Raw genomic sequence first — 19,436 nt, 5'->3', positions numbered from 1 at the left:
CCTACCCCGTACACTGCGATCCTGGCATTCCAGGGGGACATGATGACCAGACAACGACTCAGCCTGTGGACGAAGCTGGCCTACGGGGTGGGGGATCTGGGCACAGGCATGACAGCTAACATCCTCATCTTTTTCTTGCTGCCCTTTCTCACCAATACCGTTGGCATGGCAGCAGGCTTGGCCGGCAGCATCTACGCCATCACTCGCATTTGGGATGCCATTAACGATCCCATCATCGGCATCCTCAGCGACCGTACCCGCAGTCGTTGGGGCCGTCGCCGTCCCTGGTTGCTGTTTTCCGCCCTCCCCTTCGGCCTCACGTTCCTGGCCCAGTGGTGGATCCCTTTTCCCGGTCGTATTGGCCCCCTTTTCGCCTACTACCTACTGGTGTCGCTGCTGTTCAATACCTTCTACTCTGCGGCCAATATTCCCTACGCCTCCCTGACAGCGGAGCTGACCCAGGATTACGACGAGCGCACCCAGCTCAACCAATTCCGCTTTGCCTTCTCTGTAGGGGGCAGCATGGTTGCGGTGGTCACCTTTCCCCTGCTGGTCAACCTGCTGCCGGATCGGGCTGCCGGCCATCTGCTGGCCGGAGCCTGTTTTGGAGTGATCTCGGCTGTGCCCTTGCTGATCTGTTTTTGGGGGGTGCGAGAACGGTATCCATCCCAACGGGATCCCATGCCCCTGGTTCAACAACTGCGGGTGGCCTTCAGCAACCGCCCCTACCTGTTTGTCAGCGGCATCTACCTGTGTTCTTGGCTGGCGTTTCAGTTCACAGCCACAATCATCCCTTATTTCATCGTCTTCTGGATGGGCCTGCCGGAGGTGTGGATTTCCTTGGTGGTACTGGCGGTACAGGGGATCGCAGTGCTGACGCTGTTCGGTTGGACCCAACTGAGCACCCATCTGGACAAGCGCACCATGTACCTCATTGGGGCGGGGTTTTGGCTGATCTCGCAGGCAGGCCTGTTTTTTCTCCAGCCCGGGCAGCAGGGGATCATGATTGGGCTGGCTCTGTTGGCCGGCATTGGGGTTTCTGCTACAGCCTATCTCGGCCCTTGGTCGATGTTGCCGGATGTGATCGATCTGGATGAACTACAAACCGGGGAGCGGCGGGAGGGGATCTTCTACGCTTTTATGGTCTTCTTACAAAAGGTGGGCCTGGCGCTGGGACTGTTTTTCGTGGGGCAAGCTCTGGATTGGGCCGGCTTTGTGCCTTCGGTGGCCGGAGAGGCCCTGCCCATCCAGCCGGAATCGGCTTTGTTGGCCATTCGCGTTGCCATTGGCCCCTTACCGGCGGTGGCCCTGATCGGCGGGATCTTGCTGGTGTGGTTCTACCCAATCACCCGGCAGCGTCATCAGCAGATCCTGATGGAATTGGAAGAAAGACGGCAACAATACCACCCCAGCACCGAAAGATCTCCTTAGCTAAACCGCCGAGAAGCCCCGCCCTCTGTCCGTAGGACGTATGGCCTACGGCCCGCTGAAGCGAACGCGCTAGCGGCGCGGAGCGCTTGGGACGGGATGAGAGGCGGGAGTACCTTGGTTTTCAATATACTGGCTCAATACCGAGACTGTCACCCCACCACATGAAGCGATGAAATAAGATTCATTCCACAGCACATTTTTCCGGTATATCTTGCTGATGTAATCCGCAAACTCGCTTCTCATCCTGCGACTAGAGACGGATTTGATGTTGTTTACCAATTTGGACAGATCCACTTGCGGGTAGTACTGGAACAGCAGATGAACATGGTCTGCCTCGCCGTTGAACTCAATAAGTTTGCAACCCCACTTTTGGCAAAGGTCATACATAACTTCATGTAATCGCTGCAGCATTTCGCTGGTAAATACCTTGCGACGGTACTTGGTGGTTAAGACCAAGTGTGCCTTCAAGTCAGATACAGCTCTGCCGCTGGAAACAAAATCATGCTTCATGGTCGCTAATCCCTGCTGGCGCTATAATCAGTGTAGCGGTTTCTGAGTACGCTTAAGATGAGGACTGCCTATCAGTACCGCCTGCGGCCTACGCCCAGTCAAGTTGTCCTGATGGAGCAATGGCTGGAGCTGTTGCGCAAGCAGTACAACTATCGGTTGGCAGAGCGGCTTAACTGGTGGGAACAAAACCGCTGTAATATAAACGCCTGCCCCTTAATCTGTCATTTGCCTGAGCTGAAAGACAGGCCGGATGTCTACTCCCAAAAACGAGACTTGGTGAATACCAAAGCAAGGTTCCCCGAATACCAAGCAATCCATTCGCAAGTCCTGCAAAACTGCATAGAGCGGGTGCACAAAGCATTCGACCGCTGGCTGAAAGGCGACCGTAACGGCAAGAGGGCAGGAAGGCCGAGATTCAAAGGGGCGGGCCGGTATCGTTCCTTCACCTTTCCCCAGGTAAAACAGGACTGCATTCAAGGGAAGTTTATTCATCTGCCCAAAATCGGAGCAATTAAGCTGATTCAACACCGTCCGTTGCCTGACGGGTTTGTTATCAAGACTGCCACCATCACCCGTAAGGCTGATGGGTGGTATGTGACATTAAGCCTGCAAGATGCGTCCGTCCCCGAGTTTGTTCCTGAGCCTGCAACACTGGAGAACACGATAGGGATCGACATGGGGCTGGACTCCTTTTTGGTGACCGATACAGGGGAGTCCGTCCCAGTGCCCCAGTATTACCGCCGCGCCCAAAAGCGCCTGGAGAGGCTGCAGCGGTCATTATCCCGTAAGCAGAAAGGGTCAAACCGCCGCAAGAAAGCCTTAGGGCGAGTAGCTAAAGCACACCTCAAGGTGGCCAATCAGCGTAAAGATTTCCACTACAAAGTAGCCAAGAAGCTAGTAAGCAAAGGGAAGCATATTGCGTATGAGGCGCTCAACACCAAAGGTATTGCTAGAACCCGACTAGCGAAATCCATCTATGACGCTGGGTGGGGGCAATTCCTGCAAATCCTCGCAGTCAAGGCTGAAAGAGCTGGGCTGAGGGCGATTGCAGTGGATCCAAGAGGCACGAGCCAAGACTGTTCTCAGTGCGGTCAAAAAGTACCGAAAACCATTCGAGACAGATGGCATTCTTGCCCGCATTGTGGACTGGAACTAGGCCGAGACCACAACGCGGCGATAAACATCAAATACAGAGCGGTGGGGCATCCCGTTCTCAAAGCTCAGGAAATGTCCTTCACAGGAGTCACTGAGAAGCCCGTACTCTTTCGCTTTAGCGGCGCGGAGCGCTTTGCGCCAGCATGAGTGCGGGAGTATGTCACACCGCAAAATAGGCTACGGTTTCTAGCGGCAGAGCAACTGGCGCAATTGCGGGGGTTTTGATCTTCGGCCCAGGCTACTCCTCTCTCAGGGGCCTGCAGGATTACCTCATCAATGGCCTGAAAAAATGGCCTGAAAATCGATCACTCCTTCATCTCGCGCTGGGGGCCGAATGAAGAAAATGCCGAGACCATTGCCTGATCATCACCTTGGCCCGCAGCCTGGGAATGGATGTCACTGCCGAGGGGATCGAAACCCTACAGCAACTGCACCAATGAGGCTGTTGAACTGCGAGTATGGCCAGGGCTATTTCTTCGCCAAACCTCTCTAGGATGCAGAGCAAATGCTGCGGTTGCAACTGGACAAGAGGTGAAGGGATCCCTGCCCTCAGTCTAGGATGATGCGCAGGCCGCTACCCGAGGGAGTCGCCGGTTCAGGGTTGGGCACAATCCGCAGCCCACTGCCGGAGGGCCGGGTCACCGTGTTGTCAGCATTTACGAAGAAGGTGTTGGATTGGCCGTCCCGCTCATACACCACCACGTCGTTGCGGTTGAACTGGGAGCGACAGATGATGGGGGAGTTGTCGGCAGCAGTAGCCGCACTGCAGCGGTAGCCAGGGGCAGAGACGATCTTGCCTTCTTCATCGATGGAAAAAGGAACTGCAGAGGGCAAGATTGGAGAAAAGACCGGCTGGTCGGGATTGAGGATCACCGAGCCACCTGTGCTGGGTTCTACCACGATCCCCCGCCCGTCGATGACGATCCGCTGCGCTTGGGCGGGAGAGACGGCCAGCGGCCCCAAGAGCAAAGCCAGGCTTAGGCCGAGTTGGAGGGGAAACAACAGCTTCATTGGATATCTCCTTTGGCCCAGGGCCATAACAGCTTCCAGGGATCCGCCAACGATCCTCGAAGGGGATGGATCCCTGGCTCAACTTAACTTGATCTTGGCCCAGATGTCGGGCCGAACCCAGGGCGGAAGCCGTCACCTCTGTTGCCAAGATGGGCACTTTGCCGTCGGCTCGACTACCACAGCCCCGAGCGGCCCAACGCCAGCCCGACCACCAACATGCCCAACACCAAGAAGGGCTGCGCACTGGCCTGGTATTTCACATCGTTGTTCAAAGGATCCCGCAGCAGGTACATATCTTGGAAGGTTATTTGCGGGATGATCAGCAGCACCAAAAGGGCCGCGTAAAGTTTTAGGCCCGCCCCCAGCAAAAACGAGGCCATGCCGAACTGGAACAGGTCGATCATCAGCACCGAGATCCAAGCGGCCCCCATCGCCCCAAACATCACCGGCAAAGAGGCCAAGCCAAACTGCCTGTCCCCTTCGATGCTTTTGAAATCGTTGACCACAGCAATCCCCAGCCCGGCCAAGCTGTAGATCAGCGTCAGGATGCAGACCGTCCAGTTCAGCTCGCCGAACAAGGCGTGGCCTGTCCACCAGGGCAGGGCGATGTAGCTGGCGCCCAGGGCGTAGTTGCCCAGCCAGCCGTTGCGCTTGAGCTTCAGGGGGGGCGCCGAGTAAATGTAGGCAATCAGGGCTCCTGCCAGCGCAATGCAGGTGATCACCGGGAAGTCATGGCCGGTGTACCAGTCCAGAGCGTAGGCCAAGCCCAACCCCAAGATCAGCAGCACCCAGATTTGGATAACCACCCGCTGCAGAGAGATGGCCCCCGAAGGGATCGGGCGGTAGGGCTCGTTGATGGCGTCGATCTCGCGGTCGTAGTATTCGTTCACCGTTTGGGTATAGCCCGTCATCAGGGGGCCCGCCAGAATCATGCCCACCAAAATGAGAGCCACATTCTCCCAAGTCCAGGTGAAGTGACCGGAAGATGCCGCCCCCGGAATCAGACCCCACACCAAAGGAATCCAGGTAACCGGTTTCATCAGCTGCAAGTGCAACTGCCAAATGGAGCGAGACTCCACCTCTGCTCCTTTCATGCCCAGCAGTTGACGGACACGCTGCGCATTCGACCCGCCGGTGCCAGGGGATCCCTTGCCGGGATCCGAGTCTGGGGTGGTTTCTTCCGCAGTAGCTCCTACCTCCTCTAAACTGGGCTCTGCAGCAAAGGCCATCTCAGCCGCCACTTCCGGCAAGGAGGGATCTTGGGGGATCTTTTCGCTCATGGTGGGATGCGCAATCAAACTGCAATAACGGGGATAACCACCCCCATTCTGAGACATCGTGACATACTCCCGCACTCATGCTGATGCATAGAGTACGAGCTTCTCAGTGACTCCTGTTAAGGACATTTCCTGAGCTTTAAGAACGGGATGCCCCACCGCTCTGTGTTTACCATAGCAAGGGTTTCCGCCTTTCATCCTGACCCTCATGCTGATACATAGAGGGCGTCGCTTCTCGGCGGTCTAGCTGACCGGATTCCTCAAACAAGAGGAGAGGTTGACGTTCTCCCCACGGCTAAAGCCAGAGGATCCGTTCTCAGCCAGCAAAACAACTCCCACTGACTGAGCTACACCGAGCATGTGGCTTATACCGCAGCACCGTGGGGGACGCCAAAGCGCTTCGCGCCGCCAAGGCGAACGCACCAGCTACTGGGATGTGGAAACACCCCAGATACTTCTACTTCACCTTCAGCACTGCACCTTTCTATAAATGGGTGGAGCGATACTCACATCCTATCAGGAGACGGTAGCTTATCCCTAGGCATAAATGCCGGGGCCTGAGCCGCCGAGTTTTCGGTTAGCTCGCAGTTCCGGGCCGTCTACACAATCTGTGCCGTCACGAATAGGTTTTGGTGCTCCGCTGGGATCCGCTCTTTTTCTTGGGCCGGGATCACCAGGGGAGGTTGCCGAGTGTAATTGATGGGATCCCGAAACCAAGCGCGGCTGTAGGTGTTGTAGAGAAGGGGACGGGGAGCGGGCGAGCGATTGGCCCGACCCAGATGAATCAGGCGGTAGTCGAACAGGAGGCAGGATCCCTTGGCCAAGGGTGGATCGACAAAGGGCATCTGCTGGGCCAGCTCGGTATAGTGGGCATCGAAGACCGCATGGCTGCCGGGCCAGAGACGGGTCATGCCGTTCTCTTCGTTGACCTCCACCAGAGGAATAAGCAAATTCAGGGCATAGCAAGGAATGATCGCATCCAAGGTCTCGTCGCCAAACAGATGAGACAGATCCCGGTGAACTTGTTGATCGGCGGATCCCGGCAGAGAGACCACCGCCCCCAGCCCGCTCAAGATCAACTCCGGCCCCAAAATCCGCTTCAGGATGGGCAAGATCAGAGGATGGGCATAGATGAGGGGATCGTTGAAGGGGCCCTCCAGGCGAACCGTTACCATCACCCGTCTATTGCCCACTAACAGGGCATCGGCGTGGTTTTCGTGGGTGCAGTAGCGGCTGTAGGTGGCCAGAAAGCTGCTGTGCAACTTGTCGATGAGCTCGGGGGGAAAGATCTCCGGCAACACCAGATAGCCCTCTGTGGAAAACAGTTCAAAAGCCTGCTCTACGGTCTCTGGATCCGGCTGCTGGAGCTCCTGTAAGGACTCCGTCCCGCTGACGCGAACCGCAGGGCTGAAGCGCAACTGGGCCAACATCGGCTAGGTCTCCTGCAAACTGGCCACAGCCATTAACATGCCCCGCGCTTTGTTCAGACATTCTTGATATTCCCGCTCCGGATCCGAGTCGGCTACAATACCTGCCCCGGCCTGCAAGCTCACCTGGCCCTGATGAACCAGCAGAGTGCGGATGGTGATGGCGGTGTTCAGTTGGCCAGAAAAGTCGTAGTAGCCATAGGCGCCGGCATAGGGCCCGCGGCGGCATCCTTCCAGCTCATGAATAATCTGCATGGCGCGGATTTTGGGGGCGCCGGTAACAGTGCCGGCAGGGAAGGTGGCCCGCAGCAGATCCCAGGCGCTGTACTGGGGATCCAGCCGCCCCACCACGTTGCTGACAATGTGCATCACATGGCTGTAGCGCTCGATCTGCATCAGGTCGTCCACCTGCACAGATCCCAGTTGGCAGACCCGTCCCAGGTCGTTGCGGGCCAGATCCACCAGCATCACATGTTCGGCCCGTTCTTTCGGATCTGCCAACAGCTCTTGCTCCAGCTGCCGGTCTTCCAGAGGGGTGGTGCCGCGGGGGCGGGTGCCGGCAATGGGGCGCACGGTGGCGATGCGGTCTTCTCCCACCCGGCTGAGTTTGACCATCACCTCTGGGCTGGAGCCGATGAGGCAGAGATTCCCAAACTGCAAAAACGCCATATAAGGGGAAGGGTTAATCAGCCGCAACGAGCGGTAGAGGCAAAAGGGATCCCCCGCAAAGGAGACGGTAAACCGCTGCGAGAGCACCACCTGGAAGATATCTCCGGCGCGGATGTAGTCCTTAGCCTGTTCCACGGCTTGGCAGTAGGCTGGGCGGCTCAGGGTGCTGGGGGGGATTTGTTCGCGCCAGCGGGACGGAGTCCTTTCCGACAGGTGGGGCTTCCAGTTGAGGTGCAGATGGGCCAGAGAAAGAGGAGCGCTGAGCTGCTGCATCAGCTTTTCCACCCGCCGGCAGGCTTGGGCATAGGCTTCCTCGGCAGCGTGGTGACGGGTATCGGCGAAGGCCACCACCCAGATCTTGCGCTTCACCTGGTCAAAGAGCAGGATGCTGTCCACCTGCATCAAAACGGCATCAGGGGGATCCCCCGGCTGCAGGGGGTGGATGGGCACCTTGGGCTCAATCCAGCGAATCAGCTCATAGCCCCAGTAGCCAAACAGGCCGCCAATGCTGCTGGGCAATTCCGGCAAATGCACCGGCTCATAAGGCTGCAAACAGCGGGCCAAGATGGCAAAGGGATCCCCTTGGTGGTGCTCCTGTCGGCCATCGCGGTATCGCTGTAGCGCCTGATCCCCGCGTATTTCCAAAACCCACAGGGGATCGCAGCCCAAGAAGCTGTAGCGGGCCACCTGTTCCCCCCCCTCCACCGACTCCAGGAGAAAGTTGTAGGGCTGGCCAGCACAAACCCGATACCAGGCAGAAACCGGCGTTTCCAAATCCGCCACCCATTCCTGGTACACCGGGATAAAGTTGCCCTGCTTGGTGAGGGCAAGAAACTCCTTCAAGGGAGGGTAAATCATGGCCTGCAACTTTTGTGCTTTTCCTGACTCTACCCCAGACACGGGATCCCAAGGGCGTGTGGATCCCTCTGGATTGCCCGGTTGCAACAGCGCCGAAAACCATTAAGCTGAGAGCGGCTCTACTCTCGGGATCCCTTGCCATGCAAAACCCATCTCAGGTGATTCGTGAGCGCCTCCGCTATCAAGGCCACAAATACACCTTCGTCAGCCAGCGTTTGCGTTTTCCCAACGGCAAAGAGGGAGAGCGGGAGTACCTCATCCATCCCGGGGGGGTGGTGGCCGTGCCTGTAACTGCAGCAGGCAAGTTCGTCTGCATTCGTCAATATCGCTTTGCGGTCGCTTCCTATCTTTACGAATTCCCGGCAGGCACGGTCGAGCCAGGGGAGCATCCCGATGACACCATTCGCCGCGAGCTGGAAGAAGAAACGGGCCTGCGTGCCCATCGCTGGGATCCCCTTGGCCAATTTTATTTGTGCCCCGGCTATTCCAGCGAGATTATGTATGCCTATTTGGCGCGGGAGCTGGAAGTGCTGGATTCCCCTCCCGATAAGGATGAGGATGAAGATATTACCGTAGTGGAGTTTTCTGCTTCTGAGCTTACAGAAATGGCCCGTTTGGGAATGGATTTCGACAGCAAATCCATCGCCTGCTTTTGGCGAGCTCAACTGTTTTTGGCTGCTGAAAAATAAAGCTCTCCGTCGGGGGGCTGCCCCTTGCTCCTGGGGGATCCCTTTCAAATTGGCGGGGCGTCGTTCCAAGCCGACTTTGTTGGCTACAGAGGAAGCTCCAGGCTTTTCACCCTAACTTGGTAGCCCATTGCCAGGCGAGATCAAGGTGAGATCGAGGTTGCGTTCGACATAAAAGGGATCCCTGTATCCCGGCTGTTTGGTTGACTGGGAGAACCTTGGAGTCCTTTAGAATTTTAGGGGCGAGGAGTGAGGAAATATGCGGAAGCTGTTGTGTTCCTGTGGTCGAATAGCCTGGGGAGCGGCCTTGGCTGCCACTCTACCGGTTGCTGCTGTTCCTGCCTATCCCCAGCCTGTGCTTCCGCTGCTGCCGGTTCCTTCTGAGGGCGGCGCTGCTCGAGGTGGGGTTGTGGCTTTATTCAATCAATCCATTTGGTGGGATTTTATTCGCGGCAATCGTGGCGAAAACCTACGCCTGTTCCCGGCCAGCCTAACCTCTCCATCTCGCCAGGATGTGGTGGCTGTGTTTCAGATTCAGCGGCAGCCCACCGTAGAGCCGGTGGTGCGCGTTCTCAGCTTCGAGCACCAGGGGGGGTATAGCTTTCGTCTGCTCCACACGGCTGAGCCGATCCCAGGGCGGTTGGTGGAGGCTCACCTGCGCACGGACATCACCTCCAGCCCACAGCCCAAGTTGGTGCTCCTCACCGAGCGAGGGGGCATCAGCCTGCTGCGCTCTGTCTTGGTCTTGGAACACCGGCCTGAGGGACTTGTGCCACTGCTGAGCGTGACGGATCTGAGCAATGCCAGCCTGCGGGTCAGCCCGCAAGGGATCCTGGTCATCTCAAGCCCGCCCGGTGCCAGCCGTGATTTGAGGGCTACCCTCTACCAATGGGAGGGAGATGGCTTTGTCCGCCGAGATCTGTAATCTGCTGCGCGTCTGTCTGTCAGCGAGGTCTCGCCCAGAGCGGATGTCCGTCATGGCTATCGCTACCCTTGCCAGCAAGCTCCCAAGCTGGGGGCTTGTCCCACCTGCCAAAGGAACAGACTCTCGGCCCCAAGGGGGTGAATACTCCAGGGATCCAGGCCAGACCCAAACCACCCGTAGGGATCGACGGCAGCTGGTTGGCCGGAGTTGGTGTTGTCGAAGCGACGCACCTCGAAATGAAGATGGGGCCCGCTGGCACAGCCGCTATCTCCCGATAGGCCGATGATTTCTCCTGGGGCCACCACTTGCCCCTCCTGCACCCCAACTTGGCTGAGGTGGGCGTAGAGGGTTTCCCAGCGGGGAAGGGTTCTTCTGTCTGCTCTCTCCCCATCGGAGAATTCTGGCTCGTGCAGAAGGCGCACCCGCAACCCCCTGACCAGCCGGCCCAAGCTGGGGCAAAAAAACTCCGGCTCCTCGCGGGCCAAGGTGACCCGTCCTGCGGCAGCGGCCAGGATCGGGGTGCCCACCGGCATCTCCCAGTCATAACCGGCATGGCCATCGCTTTTGCCACACGGGTGCAGCGGGTCGGGGATCCAAACCTGGCCTTGCCCACTCACAAACCGTCTGTTGCCATCCCTCTCCCCCAAAGGCAGATCATGGTCGAAGAGATTGGTGACGGGAAATTCTCCGACAAAGGGCTTGTGCAAAAACGGCCACTGGGGCGGCGGCGGATCCCCATAAGCAGAACGATATTTTTCCAGCTCCAGCCGATAGTCTTCCAGATCCTGACGCTGGGCGGGATCTTCCGTGTGCTGCTGCAACAGATCCACCAGCTGCAGGGCCTGAAGCCAGTCCTGGCGCTCCACAGCACGAGCCAACTGGGCGTACACCCCCACCCGGGATCCCTGCGGCGAAGACGGGGAGGAGACCTGAGGAAAAACGGGCGATATGTTTACGAATTGATACAATAGACAGCAAAATATCAGCAGTGTCACCGTTAGCGGTGGTGACATCTCCGTCCAGAGGGCCATTCCAAGTAGGCCGGCCTGCAAGCAAGCGGGCTTGTTCTTGGCTTTAGGCTCTCTCTTGGGGCCATCCGCTTTTTCCCTCAGCCGCCGTATGGGTTGCAAGGAGACAGAGCGGCTTCGCTTAACCACTCTTCGGGAGTTTCTCATGCGTTGGTTCTCGTCCTCTGGTGTTCTCGTCAGCCTGCCTTTCCAGTCTTCTGTTGGGCGAAGTGTTCTGCCCCTGTCTGGCTCGATTTGGCAGCGGCTGGAGGCCTTAGCTCTGGGTTTGCACATTCTGTCTTTGCTTTTTGGGTTGGCAGGGTTGCTCTGGGTTGTACCCCATCCTGAGTGGGTGGCCAGTTTGCCCCCCATTGGCATTCAAGCTTTCTCCTTGAGCATGGGCAATGGCGGCGTGGCCTACATGGTGTTCGGTGCACTGGCGGCAGCTCTGATGGGATCCCGGCTGTTGGGGGTGCGGCGCCTATTGATGTTTTTGATCCCGGCGGTGGGCATTTCCTTGGGCAGTGAGCTGTTGGGCACCAGCACTGGGATCCCTTTTGGCAACTACGGCTACCTGAGTGGGCTGGGCTATAAGATTGCCGGGTTGGTGCCTTTTACCATCCCTCTGTCTTGGTTTTATGTGGGGTTGTCGTCCTATTTGTTGGCGCGTGTGGCTCTGCAAACCCAGCGCCACTGGTTGATCCACTTCGAGGCCATCATGTTGGGGGCCCTGCTGCTCACCGCCTGGGACTTCGTGCTGGATCCGGCCATGACCCGCGGCTTGATCCCGTTTTGGACGTGGTTTCAGCCGGGGCCCTTCTTCGGTATGCCGCTGCAAAACTTCGGTGGTTGGATGCTGACTGGGGCTGCCTTCATGACGGTGGCCAATCTGCTGTGGGGCGAGGATCAACCCATCCTTGACCGCCGCCAGTTGGTGGGGCCGCTGGTGCTCTATGTAGCTAATTTTGCTTTTGCCCTGTTGATGAGCCTGGGCTCCGGCATTGTTGCGCCGGCGGGGCTGGGCCTGTTGTTGGGGTTGGGGCCCGCTTTGGGGTTGTGGTGGAGTGCAAAGACCCCATCCCGCTATTGCGAAAGGACTCCGTCCCGCTATCGCGACCAGCCTGAGCCGCCTTCCCATCCCCAAAAGGACTCTGTCCCGCTATTGCAAACGGTTGAGGGAGAGGCAGGTCAAGCCTGGGATACTTTGGAGGATCCCGGTTGGGTTGGCGCGAAATAAACTGGCCCTAACCTTTCCTCGGCGAGATCCCCCAGTTGTCCATGCCATGAACTTTTGCAGCGACAATGTCACAGGCGCCTGTCCTGAGGTGATGGAAGCCCTGTTGGCCCTCAACCGGGGATCCGCCATGCCCTATGGAGGGGACGAATGCACAGCGCAGGTGCAAAGGCTGTTTGCCGAGATCTTCGAGCATGAAGTGGCAGTGTTTCCGGTGGCAACAGGATCTGCTGCCAATGCCCTGGCCCTTTCGGTGCTCACCCCGCCCTACGGGGCGATTTATTGCCATCCCGAGGCCCACATCAATCTGGACGAATGTGGAGCGCCAGAGCTGTTTACAGGTGGGGCCAAGTTGGTGGGGATCCCAGGGGAACAAGGCCGTATCGACTGGGGCAACTTAAAAGCAGCCCTGGAGCGGGCGGGGTTTGGGGTGGTTCATCACGTACAACCTGCCTGCCTCAGCCTGACCCAAGCCACCGAGGCCGGCACCCTCTACTCCTTGGAGCAGCTCAGATCCTTGGCGGATTTGGCCCATCACTTTGGCCTCAAGGTGCATATGGATGGGGCTCGCTTCGCCAACGCCTTGGTCGGTTTGGGCTGCACCCCTGCCGAGATGACCTGGAAAGCGGGGGTGGATGTGCTGTCCTTTGGGGCCACCAAAAATGGAGCCTGGGCTGCGGAAGCGGTGGTGTTTTTTCATCCAAATCAGGTGGGCGATTTTGAGTTTCGTCGCAAGCGCAGTGGCCATCTGGTTTCGAAGATGCGCTTTTTGTCTGCCCAATTGCAGGCTTATCTCCAGGATGGGGTGTGGCTGCGCAATGCTCGCCATGCCAACGCGATGGCCCAACGGTTGGCGCAGGGACTGGGATCCCTGCCGGGAGCCAAGTTGGTATATCCCACCGAGGCCAATGAGGTTTTTATCGAGCTGCCGGAGCCGGTTCTCCAGGCCCTGGAGCAGGCGGGGTTTCGGTTTTACCGCTGGCTGGGGGAAGGTCACAACTTAATCCGCCTGGTGACGGCTTTTAACACTTTGCCCGCAGATGTCGAGCGCTTCTGCCAGGTGGCCCAGCAAGCCAGCCGTTTGCAATAGGCGGACGGAGTCCTTGCAGCTGACCGGGGATCCCCCTTGCCAAGGACATGAGCATCCCGAGGGATCCCTGAAGGCTGTTCATCGGCTGGTCAATCCTTAAAGTGGGTGCTGTCGCGACTGGGCTTTTTCTCCAAGCGAGGCGAGGTAGCAGTCGATCCCGTTTTCTTTGAGTTGTCCTGTAGCAAACCGATCAGCAGGCAGGCCACCCCGAGGTTGATGGCCACATCGGCCACGTTGAATACCGGAAAGCGAATCCAGATCAAATTGAAAAAGTCCACGACATAGCCGTTGACGAAGCGGTCGATGCCGTTCCCCACGGCTCCTGCCCACACCAAGCCATAGCCCGCCTGTTCCCAACGGCTCAGGATCCCGCCGCGAATGGCCAGCAGCGCCAACGCCAGCGCCACCCCCAGCGAGATCCACTTCAAGAGCTCTGCCGAATCTTCAAACAGGCTCCAAGCAGCGCCGGTATTCTCCACGTAGGTGAGGTGAAACACCCCTGGCCACAGCTCAATCTCTGGCCCCGGCAGCAGCCGTTCCACTGCCCAGTGCTTGGTCGCCTGATCCAAGATTACCCCCAGGATCCCGGCCAGCCAAAAGCCTTTGTTTTTCATGTCGTCTTGGCCTCAATCACGTCCACCGGCAAGAGCGCCCCGATGAGCACTTTTCCCATCCTGACATGCTGCTCTTCTGCCGGCTCATTGCACAGAAGCTCAAGGGCGGAGCTCTGGACTCGAAGTTGGGCCTGTAACGGGATCCAACACCGGTGAGTGGCCTCAGAAGCGATTGGCCGCCTCTGGCTTGAGAGGAGCAGCAAGAAAACCGTCCAGCTTAGGCAACTGGACGGGGAGGGCCTAGGTTTGACGGTGGACAAGATCGGCTACCGCCCCTGCTGCTCCAGGGATCGGCGCAATTCGCTGGCCATCTGCATGAACTCTTGCGGGTTGCCCGCTTTGCCGTAGGAGGAGCGATCTTGAACCTTTTTGCCGCTGCCTTGGCGGGTGCGGGTGCTGAGCAAAGAGCTGGCCATTTCCATGAACTTGGCAGGATTTCCCTCGCTGCTGCCCCGCACGAGAGGGGCGCGTCCGGCACGAGTGACAGCCATAGATACCTCAATTTTCACAAATGAAATGCTTGTTACATTTTCTCACAAGGGCTCTGCGATCAACCAGGGCCAGCGTTTCCTTGCTGTTACAGCGACTCCGGCCAATACTTAGGGATCCCTCCAAGTGCAAACCTTGCATGAGGCTGGAAAGAGCCATCAGCGAGTTGAGGTTTTCTCTTGAGTCCAATGATGGGTCAGCCAAATGGGGAGCACCGTCAGGCCGATCACCCCCAGGGCCACCACGCTGATCACCGGACGCTGCCGAGGCTTGGTGAGCTGGCTAAACACCCAAATCGGCAAGGTTTGCTGCTGGCCGGCGGTGAAGGTGGTGACGATAATCTCATCGAAAGACAGGGCAAACGCCAGCAGGGATCCCGCCAATAGGGCCGAGGCCAGTTCGGGCAGAAGGATGTACCGAAAGGTTTGCAGAGGATTGGCCCCCAAGTCGGCAGAAGCCTCCAGTTGAGAGCGTCCCATGCGGCGAAACCGCGCCAGCACGTTGTTGTACACCACCACCAGACAAAAGGTGGCATGGCCGATAACAATTGTCCAAAAGCTGAAAGGGATATGCAGCAAATGGATCGCCGAGCGCAAGGCGATCCCGGAGACAATGCCCGGCAAGGCGATGGGCAGCAACACCAAAAACGAGATCGTCTCGCGGCCAAAAAATCGGCTGCGATAGACTGCTGCTGCCGCCAGGGATCCCAGCACCACTGCCACTCCGGTAGCCAGCAAAGCCACCCGCAAAGACAAAAACAAGGCCCGCCAAATATCTGCCCGCCCCCAGGCCACGGCAAACCAATGCCAGGTCAGCCCCGGCAAAGGGAAGCGCAAGGTCGCCTCATCGGGGCTGAAGGCATAAAGGACGATCACCAGCAGAGGAAGATGGAGAAAGAGCAGCACCCCCAGCGAGAACAGGAGCCAAAGCCATTGGCCGATGGGAAAAGGGCGAATCGGCATGGATGAGGGAGAATACAGAGCTGGATGGGGAACAGTCTACAGGTAGAGAAATGGTCTGTGAAATAGCCTTGTAGGGAAGCAGCCTTTGGCAAGGACTTTAGATTGCTTGGCCGACTTTGGAGCTCCAGTCGAGCAGAGCATCCCAAACCCAGATTAAACTCGCAGCATGATCGCGTTTTTAAGCGGCCACCTTGTGGCCATCGAATGGGGAGAGCGCAGTAGCCTCACCGTTGAGGTGCAGGGGATCGGCTATCGCGTCAAGGCCCCAGGACGTTTTCTCAAGCAACTGCCTGCAGTGGGGGAGCCCGTCCGGGTGTTCACCCATTTGGTGGTGCGAGAGACTGAGCTGGTGTTGTACGGGTTTGGCTCGCCAGCCGAGCGCGATTTGTTTGTGGAACTCATCAAAGTCTCGGGGGTGGGGCCGGCTTTGGGCTTGGCCCTGCTGAATACCTTCAGCCTGCCGGAGCTGGTGCAGGCGGTGGTGACCGAAAACGTGCGCCTGCTCTCCCTCACGCCGGGGGTAGGCCATAAAACGGCCCAACGGCTGGCCCTGGAGCTGAAAACCAAGCTGGCCCACTGGCGACAGGGGGTGGGAGTTGCGGATCAACCCTTGGCCGGGGGGCCGCCCATGCCTATCCGGGAAGAGGTGGAAATGGCCTTACTGGCCCTGGGCTACAGCACTCAGGAAATTCAGGCTGCCTTGCAAGCTCTGCCCACCCACCGCCGCCCAACGGAAGACTGGCTGCGGGATGCCATCACCTACCTGAGCCAGCAGCCATGAAGCACCGCCGCATTGCCATTCTGGGTGGAACCTTCAACCCTGTGCACCATGGCCACTTGATCATGGCAGAACAAGCTCTTTGGCAGTTTGACCTGGATCAGGTGCTGTGGATGCCCGCCGGGGATCCCCCCCACAAGCCTCTGGCCCCTGGTGCCAGCAAAGCCGACCGCCTGGCCATGGTCAAGTTGGCCATTGCCGACCACGAGCGCTTCGCCTGCTCAGAGCTGGAGATCTGCCGTCCGGGGCGCTCCTACACCATCGAGACGCTGCGCACCCTCATCCAGGAGCAACCCAATACCCAGTGGTACTGGATCATCGGCGTGGATGCTCTGCGGGACCTGCCCCAGTGGTATCAAGCGGAAGAACTGGCCCGCCTCTGCCATTGGATTGTTGCCCCACGGGTGGATGCCGGCGATGCCGCCCAGGTGCTGCAGGCGGTAGCCGAAAAGTTGCCCATCCAAGCCCAAATCCTGGAAGCCCCTACCCTGACGCTCTCTTCCACCTACCTGCGACAGCAAATCCAAAAGGGAGGGTCTATCCGCTACCTGGTGCCCCCTGCTGTGGAGCACTATATCCGTCAGCACCGCCTCTATCTGCAGCCCTAAAGGAAAAAAGGGGGCGGATCCCCCCTCTAGAATCACCAAATTTTCGGGCTGGAGGCCCGCACCATAGCCGCAGGCTTGGTGTCGGGAGGAAAGCCCTCCTCCATATAGGTTTGCTGGTCAAAAGTCTGGATGAACTACAATAAGCCCATGAGCCAGACTATCTCTGTACGTTGCAAGCTGATAGTCCCACAAGAGTTGCGTCAAGAAATTGACCGCACTTTGCAGGGCTTTGCGAATGCTTGCAACCAGATTCTCGACACCGCCAAACAAAAGAACTGCTGGAACACCGCCAAGCTGCACCACTTGGTCTATCGGCCGGTAAGGGCAGCAACGGGGCTGAAAGCCAACCACGTCTGTCAGGCGCTCCGTCGGGTGATTAGCAATGCCAAGGTGGTGAAGCAAGTCCACAAGTTCCGCCCCACCAGTCTGACTTTGGACGCGCGTACTTTTAAGTACCGAGAGTCCGACCAAGCCGTGGGCGTGACCCTGATGAGCGGACGGGTTTGGCTCAAGCTCAAGATTGGCGGTTATCAAATCGCTTTGCTGCGGGGGCAAACGCCCACCAGCGCTACTCTGTCCAAGACCAAGCAAGGGGACTACTACATCAACATTGCTGTTGAGCTGGATACTCCCCCGACTGGCAAAACTCCAAAGGTAATCGGAGTTGACTTGGGCAGGCGGGATATCGCCACCGCTAGCAACGGACGCTCTTGGAGTGGAGAGCACATCCAGGTCGTCCGCGACCGGTTCAGCCGTGTACGCGCCAAGGTTCAATCCAAACGCACTCGCAGCTCTAGGAGGCTGTTGAGAAGGCTCTCTGGGAGAGAACGGCGCTACCAGACATGGCTGAACCATAACATCAGCAAAACCTTGGTCAGGGATGCCCAGGCTATTGGTGCGGCACTGGCTTTTGAAGACTTGACAGGCATTCGAGAGTGCTTGAATCAGAAGCCTCGGAGCAAAGCCGAGCGGCGCAGGACTAACAACTGGGCGTTCTACCAGCTCAGGATGTTTGTAGCCTACAAGGCTGCCATTGCTGGAGTGCCTGTGGTGCTGGTGCCGCCTGCCTACACCAGTCAGACCTGCCACAAATGCCTGCACATCCACCCTGAGCGGGGTAAGTCCTACCGCAATGGTAAGTCGTTCAAGTGTGGACACTGCGGGTGGGAAGGGGATGCTGACCATAACGCTGCTCAAGTAATCTCTCTCCTTGGGGCGACTGTAAACTCGCCTGAAATTCCGAAACTTAGCTGTCCTCTGGGGCCGCTAGGGATTGGGATAAAGCTCGCACCCTGCGCATAGCGCGGGTGTCGGGTAGTTTACCAAACAGCTTAAGACCTGCCATACGCCACAGCCTCTCCCCGGAAGAGGGAAAGGCTGGAACTGGGTTGGGAAGTAAACTGCTTTTCTGGTACTCTGGAATACTTGTGCTCTGTGGGCAGTTGAGAGTGGGGTTGCGGCCAGGTGCCCCCATCAGTAGGCTAAGCCCATGCTGCGGGTGGTTTCGGGGCCAAGGTAGACTCGGATGCTCAGAAAATCGGTGGGACAAGCGGTTTCACAGCGTTTGCAGCCAACGCAGTCTTCGGTGCGGGGAGCGGCAGCGATCATGCCAGCCTTGTTGTTCCCCTTCCAGGGCACCATCTCCAACACGTCGGTGGGACAAGCCCGCACACACTGAGTGCAGCCGATGCAGGTGTCGTAGATCTTGACCGAGTGAGCCATTAGCGTTCTCCAGTCGAGCAGGTTGAAACGTTAAAAAAAGGTTTACCGAATCCGCAGGGCAGCAGCATCGCTGCGCAAGTGCCCTCAGTGTACAGTAGTCCTGGGAAGCCTCCAAAATCTCCGATCCAAATGTTCAAACAAATTTACATCCGGTGGGCCAATGGGAAGGTTGCTGGGGTTGGGCTAGGATCGGCCTGAAGATGACAGGACAAGGGATCCCGAACATGGGGCGCTCGGTGCAAGATTGGCGAAGGCAAACTCAGGGCAATCTGCGTCGTCTGGGGCCAATTTTGCTGGAGATCTTCGAGGAAAACGTCCCTCGCCTACGCCGCTGGGATCAGCAGCTCACCGATTGGGTGCGCAGCCGCCGCTGGGGGGTGGATCCGTCTCTGCCCAAGGTGGCTATCTATGTCCTGGGCGCAGTGGTGATCCTGGCGATCCCACTTCTCACGTTTGTGGCTTTGGGGGCCTTTCTGACCTTTCTGGGTGTCCAAATTGTCCAAAAGTGGTCACAAGGGGATCCCGCTCGCCAAACTCAGCGCCGCTATCTGCGCAGTGCTGACGCGGATGATGATGACTTTGATCTGGATTGAGAAAGGGGCTGCGGGGAATGGGCGGGCTAACTGTCCGCCGACCGTTGGGGCTCCTGGGAGTCTTGCTGCATGCCCAAGCGTTGTTTGACCTGTCTGATCACCTTCTGGTGAGAGCGGTTTTCCAGCCTGTTCAGGCCGATGGCGCCGGCCAGGATCCCCAACTGCAAGGCCAAGCTGGGCAAGGTGGTGTTCAAGTCCCGTCCCGCCAGGGCTCGAAAGAAAAACACAAACGCCCCGATGGTAGCCGAGAACCCCACCGCCAAGTAGATGAAGCGCCGCAAGCTGCGGTAGGGAGCGGCCAGCTCCGTCAACAGCCTCACCTGCTCTGCTGAAGAGGGATCCCGGCGTTGCGACAGGGGCGATCTTGGCTTGGGATCGGAGTCTGCCATT

21 protein-coding genes are annotated in these 19,436 nt (G+C 58.2%); 10 read left to right on the top strand and 11 right to left on the bottom strand.

What is annotated here, in order from left to right; genetic code table 11:
* The first annotated feature begins 42 nt into the window (after positions 1–42).
* Positions 43–1,431 (top strand): MFS transporter, encoded by a 1,389-nt coding sequence (locus ACVWY8_RS10010; RefSeq protein WP_457394607.1) that lies wholly within the window; start codon positions 43–45, stop codon positions 1,429–1,431.
* 69 nt (positions 1,432–1,500) lie between these two features.
* Here the strand turns inward: ACVWY8_RS10010 and tnpA are convergent, their stop codons facing one another.
* Positions 1,501–1,941 carry an IS200/IS605 family transposase gene (gene tnpA, locus ACVWY8_RS10005; RefSeq protein WP_457394533.1) on the bottom strand — a complete coding sequence of 147 codons (441 nt, stop codon included), beginning with the start codon at positions 1,939–1,941 and terminating at the stop codon, positions 1,501–1,503.
* 57 nt (positions 1,942–1,998) lie between these two features.
* Between tnpA and ACVWY8_RS10000 the strand changes: the two genes are divergently transcribed.
* The gene (locus ACVWY8_RS10000) at positions 1,999–3,243 is read left to right on the top strand and encodes an RNA-guided endonuclease InsQ/TnpB family protein (RefSeq protein ID WP_457394535.1); all 1,245 of its coding nucleotides are present in this window, start codon (positions 1,999–2,001) and stop codon (positions 3,241–3,243) included.
* A 402-nt stretch (positions 3,244–3,645) separates the two neighbouring features.
* On the opposite strand, the gene ACVWY8_RS09995 is transcribed toward ACVWY8_RS10000, so the two are convergent.
* From ACVWY8_RS09995 to trpE, 4 genes are all read right to left on the bottom strand, one after another.
* Complete coding sequence (locus ACVWY8_RS09995) at positions 3,646–4,107, bottom strand: hypothetical protein (RefSeq protein WP_457394538.1); 462 nt, start codon at positions 4,105–4,107, stop codon at positions 3,646–3,648.
* Between the two features lie 173 nt (positions 4,108–4,280).
* Positions 4,281–5,387: a chlorophyll synthase ChlG gene (chlG, locus tag ACVWY8_RS09990; RefSeq protein ID WP_414352183.1), complete on the bottom strand. Its 1,107-nt coding sequence runs from the start codon at positions 5,385–5,387 to the stop codon at positions 4,281–4,283.
* A gap of 596 nt (positions 5,388–5,983) precedes the next feature.
* Entirely contained in the window at positions 5,984–6,814 is an 831-nt protein-coding gene (locus tag ACVWY8_RS09985) for a phytanoyl-CoA dioxygenase family protein (protein WP_457394540.1), read from the bottom strand.
* Positions 6,815–6,817: 3 nt separating this feature from the next.
* On the bottom strand, positions 6,818–8,338 hold the full coding sequence (trpE, locus tag ACVWY8_RS09980) for an anthranilate synthase component I (RefSeq protein ID WP_457394543.1): 1,521 nt from the start codon (positions 8,336–8,338) through the stop codon (positions 6,818–6,820).
* Between the two features lie 140 nt (positions 8,339–8,478).
* Between trpE and ACVWY8_RS09975 the strand changes: the two genes are divergently transcribed.
* Positions 8,479–9,027 (top strand): NUDIX hydrolase, encoded by a 549-nt coding sequence (locus tag ACVWY8_RS09975; RefSeq protein WP_414417988.1) that lies wholly within the window; start codon positions 8,479–8,481, stop codon positions 9,025–9,027.
* 304 nt (positions 9,028–9,331) lie between these two features.
* The gene (locus tag ACVWY8_RS09970) at positions 9,332–9,949 is read left to right on the top strand and encodes a hypothetical protein (RefSeq protein ID WP_414374941.1); all 618 of its coding nucleotides are present in this window, start codon (positions 9,332–9,334) and stop codon (positions 9,947–9,949) included.
* A 62-nt stretch (positions 9,950–10,011) separates the two neighbouring features.
* Here the strand turns inward: ACVWY8_RS09970 and ACVWY8_RS09965 are convergent, their stop codons facing one another.
* Positions 10,012–10,845: a M23 family metallopeptidase gene (locus ACVWY8_RS09965; protein ID WP_457394546.1), complete on the bottom strand. Its 834-nt coding sequence runs from the start codon at positions 10,843–10,845 to the stop codon at positions 10,012–10,014.
* A gap of 277 nt (positions 10,846–11,122) precedes the next feature.
* On the opposite strand from ACVWY8_RS09965, the gene cruF reads away from it, so the two are divergent.
* Positions 11,123–12,193, top strand: a complete 1,071-nt coding sequence (cruF, locus tag ACVWY8_RS09960) for a gamma-carotene 1'-hydroxylase CruF (protein WP_414343391.1) — start codon at positions 11,123–11,125, stop codon at positions 12,191–12,193.
* A gap of 46 nt (positions 12,194–12,239) precedes the next feature.
* Positions 12,240–13,280, top strand: a complete 1,041-nt coding sequence (locus ACVWY8_RS09955) for a threonine aldolase family protein (RefSeq protein WP_457394549.1) — start codon at positions 12,240–12,242, stop codon at positions 13,278–13,280.
* Between the two features lie 89 nt (positions 13,281–13,369).
* Here ACVWY8_RS09955 and lspA read toward each other — a convergent pair whose 3' ends face one another.
* From lspA to ACVWY8_RS09940, 3 genes are all read right to left on the bottom strand, one after another.
* Positions 13,370–13,894, bottom strand: coding sequence for a signal peptidase II (gene lspA, locus ACVWY8_RS09950; RefSeq protein ID WP_457394552.1), 525 nt, complete (start codon positions 13,892–13,894; stop codon positions 13,370–13,372).
* Positions 13,895–14,160: 266 nt separating this feature from the next.
* On the bottom strand, positions 14,161–14,385 hold the full coding sequence (locus tag ACVWY8_RS09945; RefSeq protein ID WP_414357256.1) for a hypothetical protein: 225 nt from the start codon (positions 14,383–14,385) through the stop codon (positions 14,161–14,163).
* Positions 14,386–14,541: 156 nt separating this feature from the next.
* A complete protein-coding gene (locus tag ACVWY8_RS09940) occupies positions 14,542–15,345 on the bottom strand; it encodes an ABC transporter permease (RefSeq protein WP_457394555.1) in 804 nt (267 codons plus the stop codon).
* Positions 15,346–15,511: 166 nt separating this feature from the next.
* Between ACVWY8_RS09940 and ruvA the strand changes: the two genes are divergently transcribed.
* From ruvA to ACVWY8_RS09925, 3 genes are all read left to right on the top strand, one after another.
* Complete coding sequence (ruvA, locus tag ACVWY8_RS09935; RefSeq protein ID WP_457394558.1) at positions 15,512–16,126, top strand: Holliday junction branch migration protein RuvA; 615 nt, start codon at positions 15,512–15,514, stop codon at positions 16,124–16,126.
* Positions 16,123–16,731: a nicotinate-nucleotide adenylyltransferase gene (gene nadD / locus ACVWY8_RS09930; RefSeq protein WP_414375554.1), complete on the top strand. Its 609-nt coding sequence runs from the start codon at positions 16,123–16,125 to the stop codon at positions 16,729–16,731. The genes ruvA and nadD overlap by 4 nt, the downstream gene beginning before the upstream one ends.
* A 147-nt stretch (positions 16,732–16,878) precedes the next feature.
* A complete protein-coding gene (locus tag ACVWY8_RS09925) occupies positions 16,879–18,033 on the top strand; it encodes an RNA-guided endonuclease InsQ/TnpB family protein (RefSeq protein WP_457394561.1) in 1,155 nt (384 codons plus the stop codon).
* Positions 18,034–18,204: 171 nt separating this feature from the next.
* Here the strand turns inward: ACVWY8_RS09925 and psaC are convergent, their stop codons facing one another.
* On the bottom strand, positions 18,205–18,453 hold the full coding sequence (psaC, locus tag ACVWY8_RS09920; RefSeq protein WP_011432199.1) for a photosystem I iron-sulfur center protein PsaC: 249 nt from the start codon (positions 18,451–18,453) through the stop codon (positions 18,205–18,207).
* Between the two features lie 200 nt (positions 18,454–18,653).
* Here psaC and ACVWY8_RS09915 point away from each other — a divergent pair, with 200 nt between their 5' ends.
* Positions 18,654–19,046: a hypothetical protein gene (locus ACVWY8_RS09915; protein WP_414407368.1), complete on the top strand. Its 393-nt coding sequence runs from the start codon at positions 18,654–18,656 to the stop codon at positions 19,044–19,046.
* 26 nt (positions 19,047–19,072) lie between these two features.
* Here the strand turns inward: ACVWY8_RS09915 and ACVWY8_RS09910 are convergent, their stop codons facing one another.
* On the bottom strand, positions 19,073–19,435 hold the full coding sequence (locus tag ACVWY8_RS09910) for a DUF3493 domain-containing protein (RefSeq protein ID WP_011432201.1): 363 nt from the start codon (positions 19,433–19,435) through the stop codon (positions 19,073–19,075).
* Position 19,436 lies beyond the last annotated feature (1 nt).

The sequence above is a fragment of the Thermostichus sp. OS-CIW-32 genome, assembly GCF_054060415.1.
Note: the sequence above shows the minus strand (reverse complement) of the source record. Positions and strands in the feature narration are given on the sequence as shown.

Coding starts and splice junctions, on each gene's coding strand:
- ACVWY8_RS10010 (WP_457394607.1), top strand. CDS start 43: ATGACCAGACAACGACTCAGCCTGTGGACGAAGCTGGCCTACGGGGTG.
- tnpA (WP_457394533.1), bottom strand. CDS start 1,941: ATGAAGCATGATTTTGTTTCCAGCGGCAGAGCTGTATCTGACTTGAAG.
- ACVWY8_RS10000 (WP_457394535.1), top strand. CDS start 1,999: ATGAGGACTGCCTATCAGTACCGCCTGCGGCCTACGCCCAGTCAAGTT.
- ACVWY8_RS09995 (WP_457394538.1), bottom strand. CDS start 4,107: ATGAAGCTGTTGTTTCCCCTCCAACTCGGCCTAAGCCTGGCTTTGCTC.
- chlG (WP_414352183.1), bottom strand. CDS start 5,387: ATGAGCGAAAAGATCCCCCAAGATCCCTCCTTGCCGGAAGTGGCGGCT.
- ACVWY8_RS09985 (WP_457394540.1), bottom strand. CDS start 6,814: ATGTTGGCCCAGTTGCGCTTCAGCCCTGCGGTTCGCGTCAGCGGGACG.
- trpE (WP_457394543.1), bottom strand. CDS start 8,338: ATGATTTACCCTCCCTTGAAGGAGTTTCTTGCCCTCACCAAGCAGGGC.
- ACVWY8_RS09975 (WP_414417988.1), top strand. CDS start 8,479: ATGCAAAACCCATCTCAGGTGATTCGTGAGCGCCTCCGCTATCAAGGC.
- cruF (WP_414343391.1), top strand. CDS start 11,123: ATGCGTTGGTTCTCGTCCTCTGGTGTTCTCGTCAGCCTGCCTTTCCAG.
- ACVWY8_RS09955 (WP_457394549.1), top strand. CDS start 12,240: ATGAACTTTTGCAGCGACAATGTCACAGGCGCCTGTCCTGAGGTGATG.
- lspA (WP_457394552.1), bottom strand. CDS start 13,894: ATGAAAAACAAAGGCTTTTGGCTGGCCGGGATCCTGGGGGTAATCTTG.
- ACVWY8_RS09945 (WP_414357256.1), bottom strand. CDS start 14,385: ATGGCTGTCACTCGTGCCGGACGCGCCCCTCTCGTGCGGGGCAGCAGC.
- ACVWY8_RS09940 (WP_457394555.1), bottom strand. CDS start 15,345: ATGCCGATTCGCCCTTTTCCCATCGGCCAATGGCTTTGGCTCCTGTTC.
- ruvA (WP_457394558.1), top strand. CDS start 15,512: ATGATCGCGTTTTTAAGCGGCCACCTTGTGGCCATCGAATGGGGAGAG.
- nadD (WP_414375554.1), top strand. CDS start 16,123: ATGAAGCACCGCCGCATTGCCATTCTGGGTGGAACCTTCAACCCTGTG.
- ACVWY8_RS09925 (WP_457394561.1), top strand. CDS start 16,879: ATGAGCCAGACTATCTCTGTACGTTGCAAGCTGATAGTCCCACAAGAG.
- psaC (WP_011432199.1), bottom strand. CDS start 18,453: ATGGCTCACTCGGTCAAGATCTACGACACCTGCATCGGCTGCACTCAG.
- ACVWY8_RS09915 (WP_414407368.1), top strand. CDS start 18,654: ATGACAGGACAAGGGATCCCGAACATGGGGCGCTCGGTGCAAGATTGG.
- ACVWY8_RS09910 (WP_011432201.1), bottom strand. CDS start 19,435: ATGGCAGACTCCGATCCCAAGCCAAGATCGCCCCTGTCGCAACGCCGG.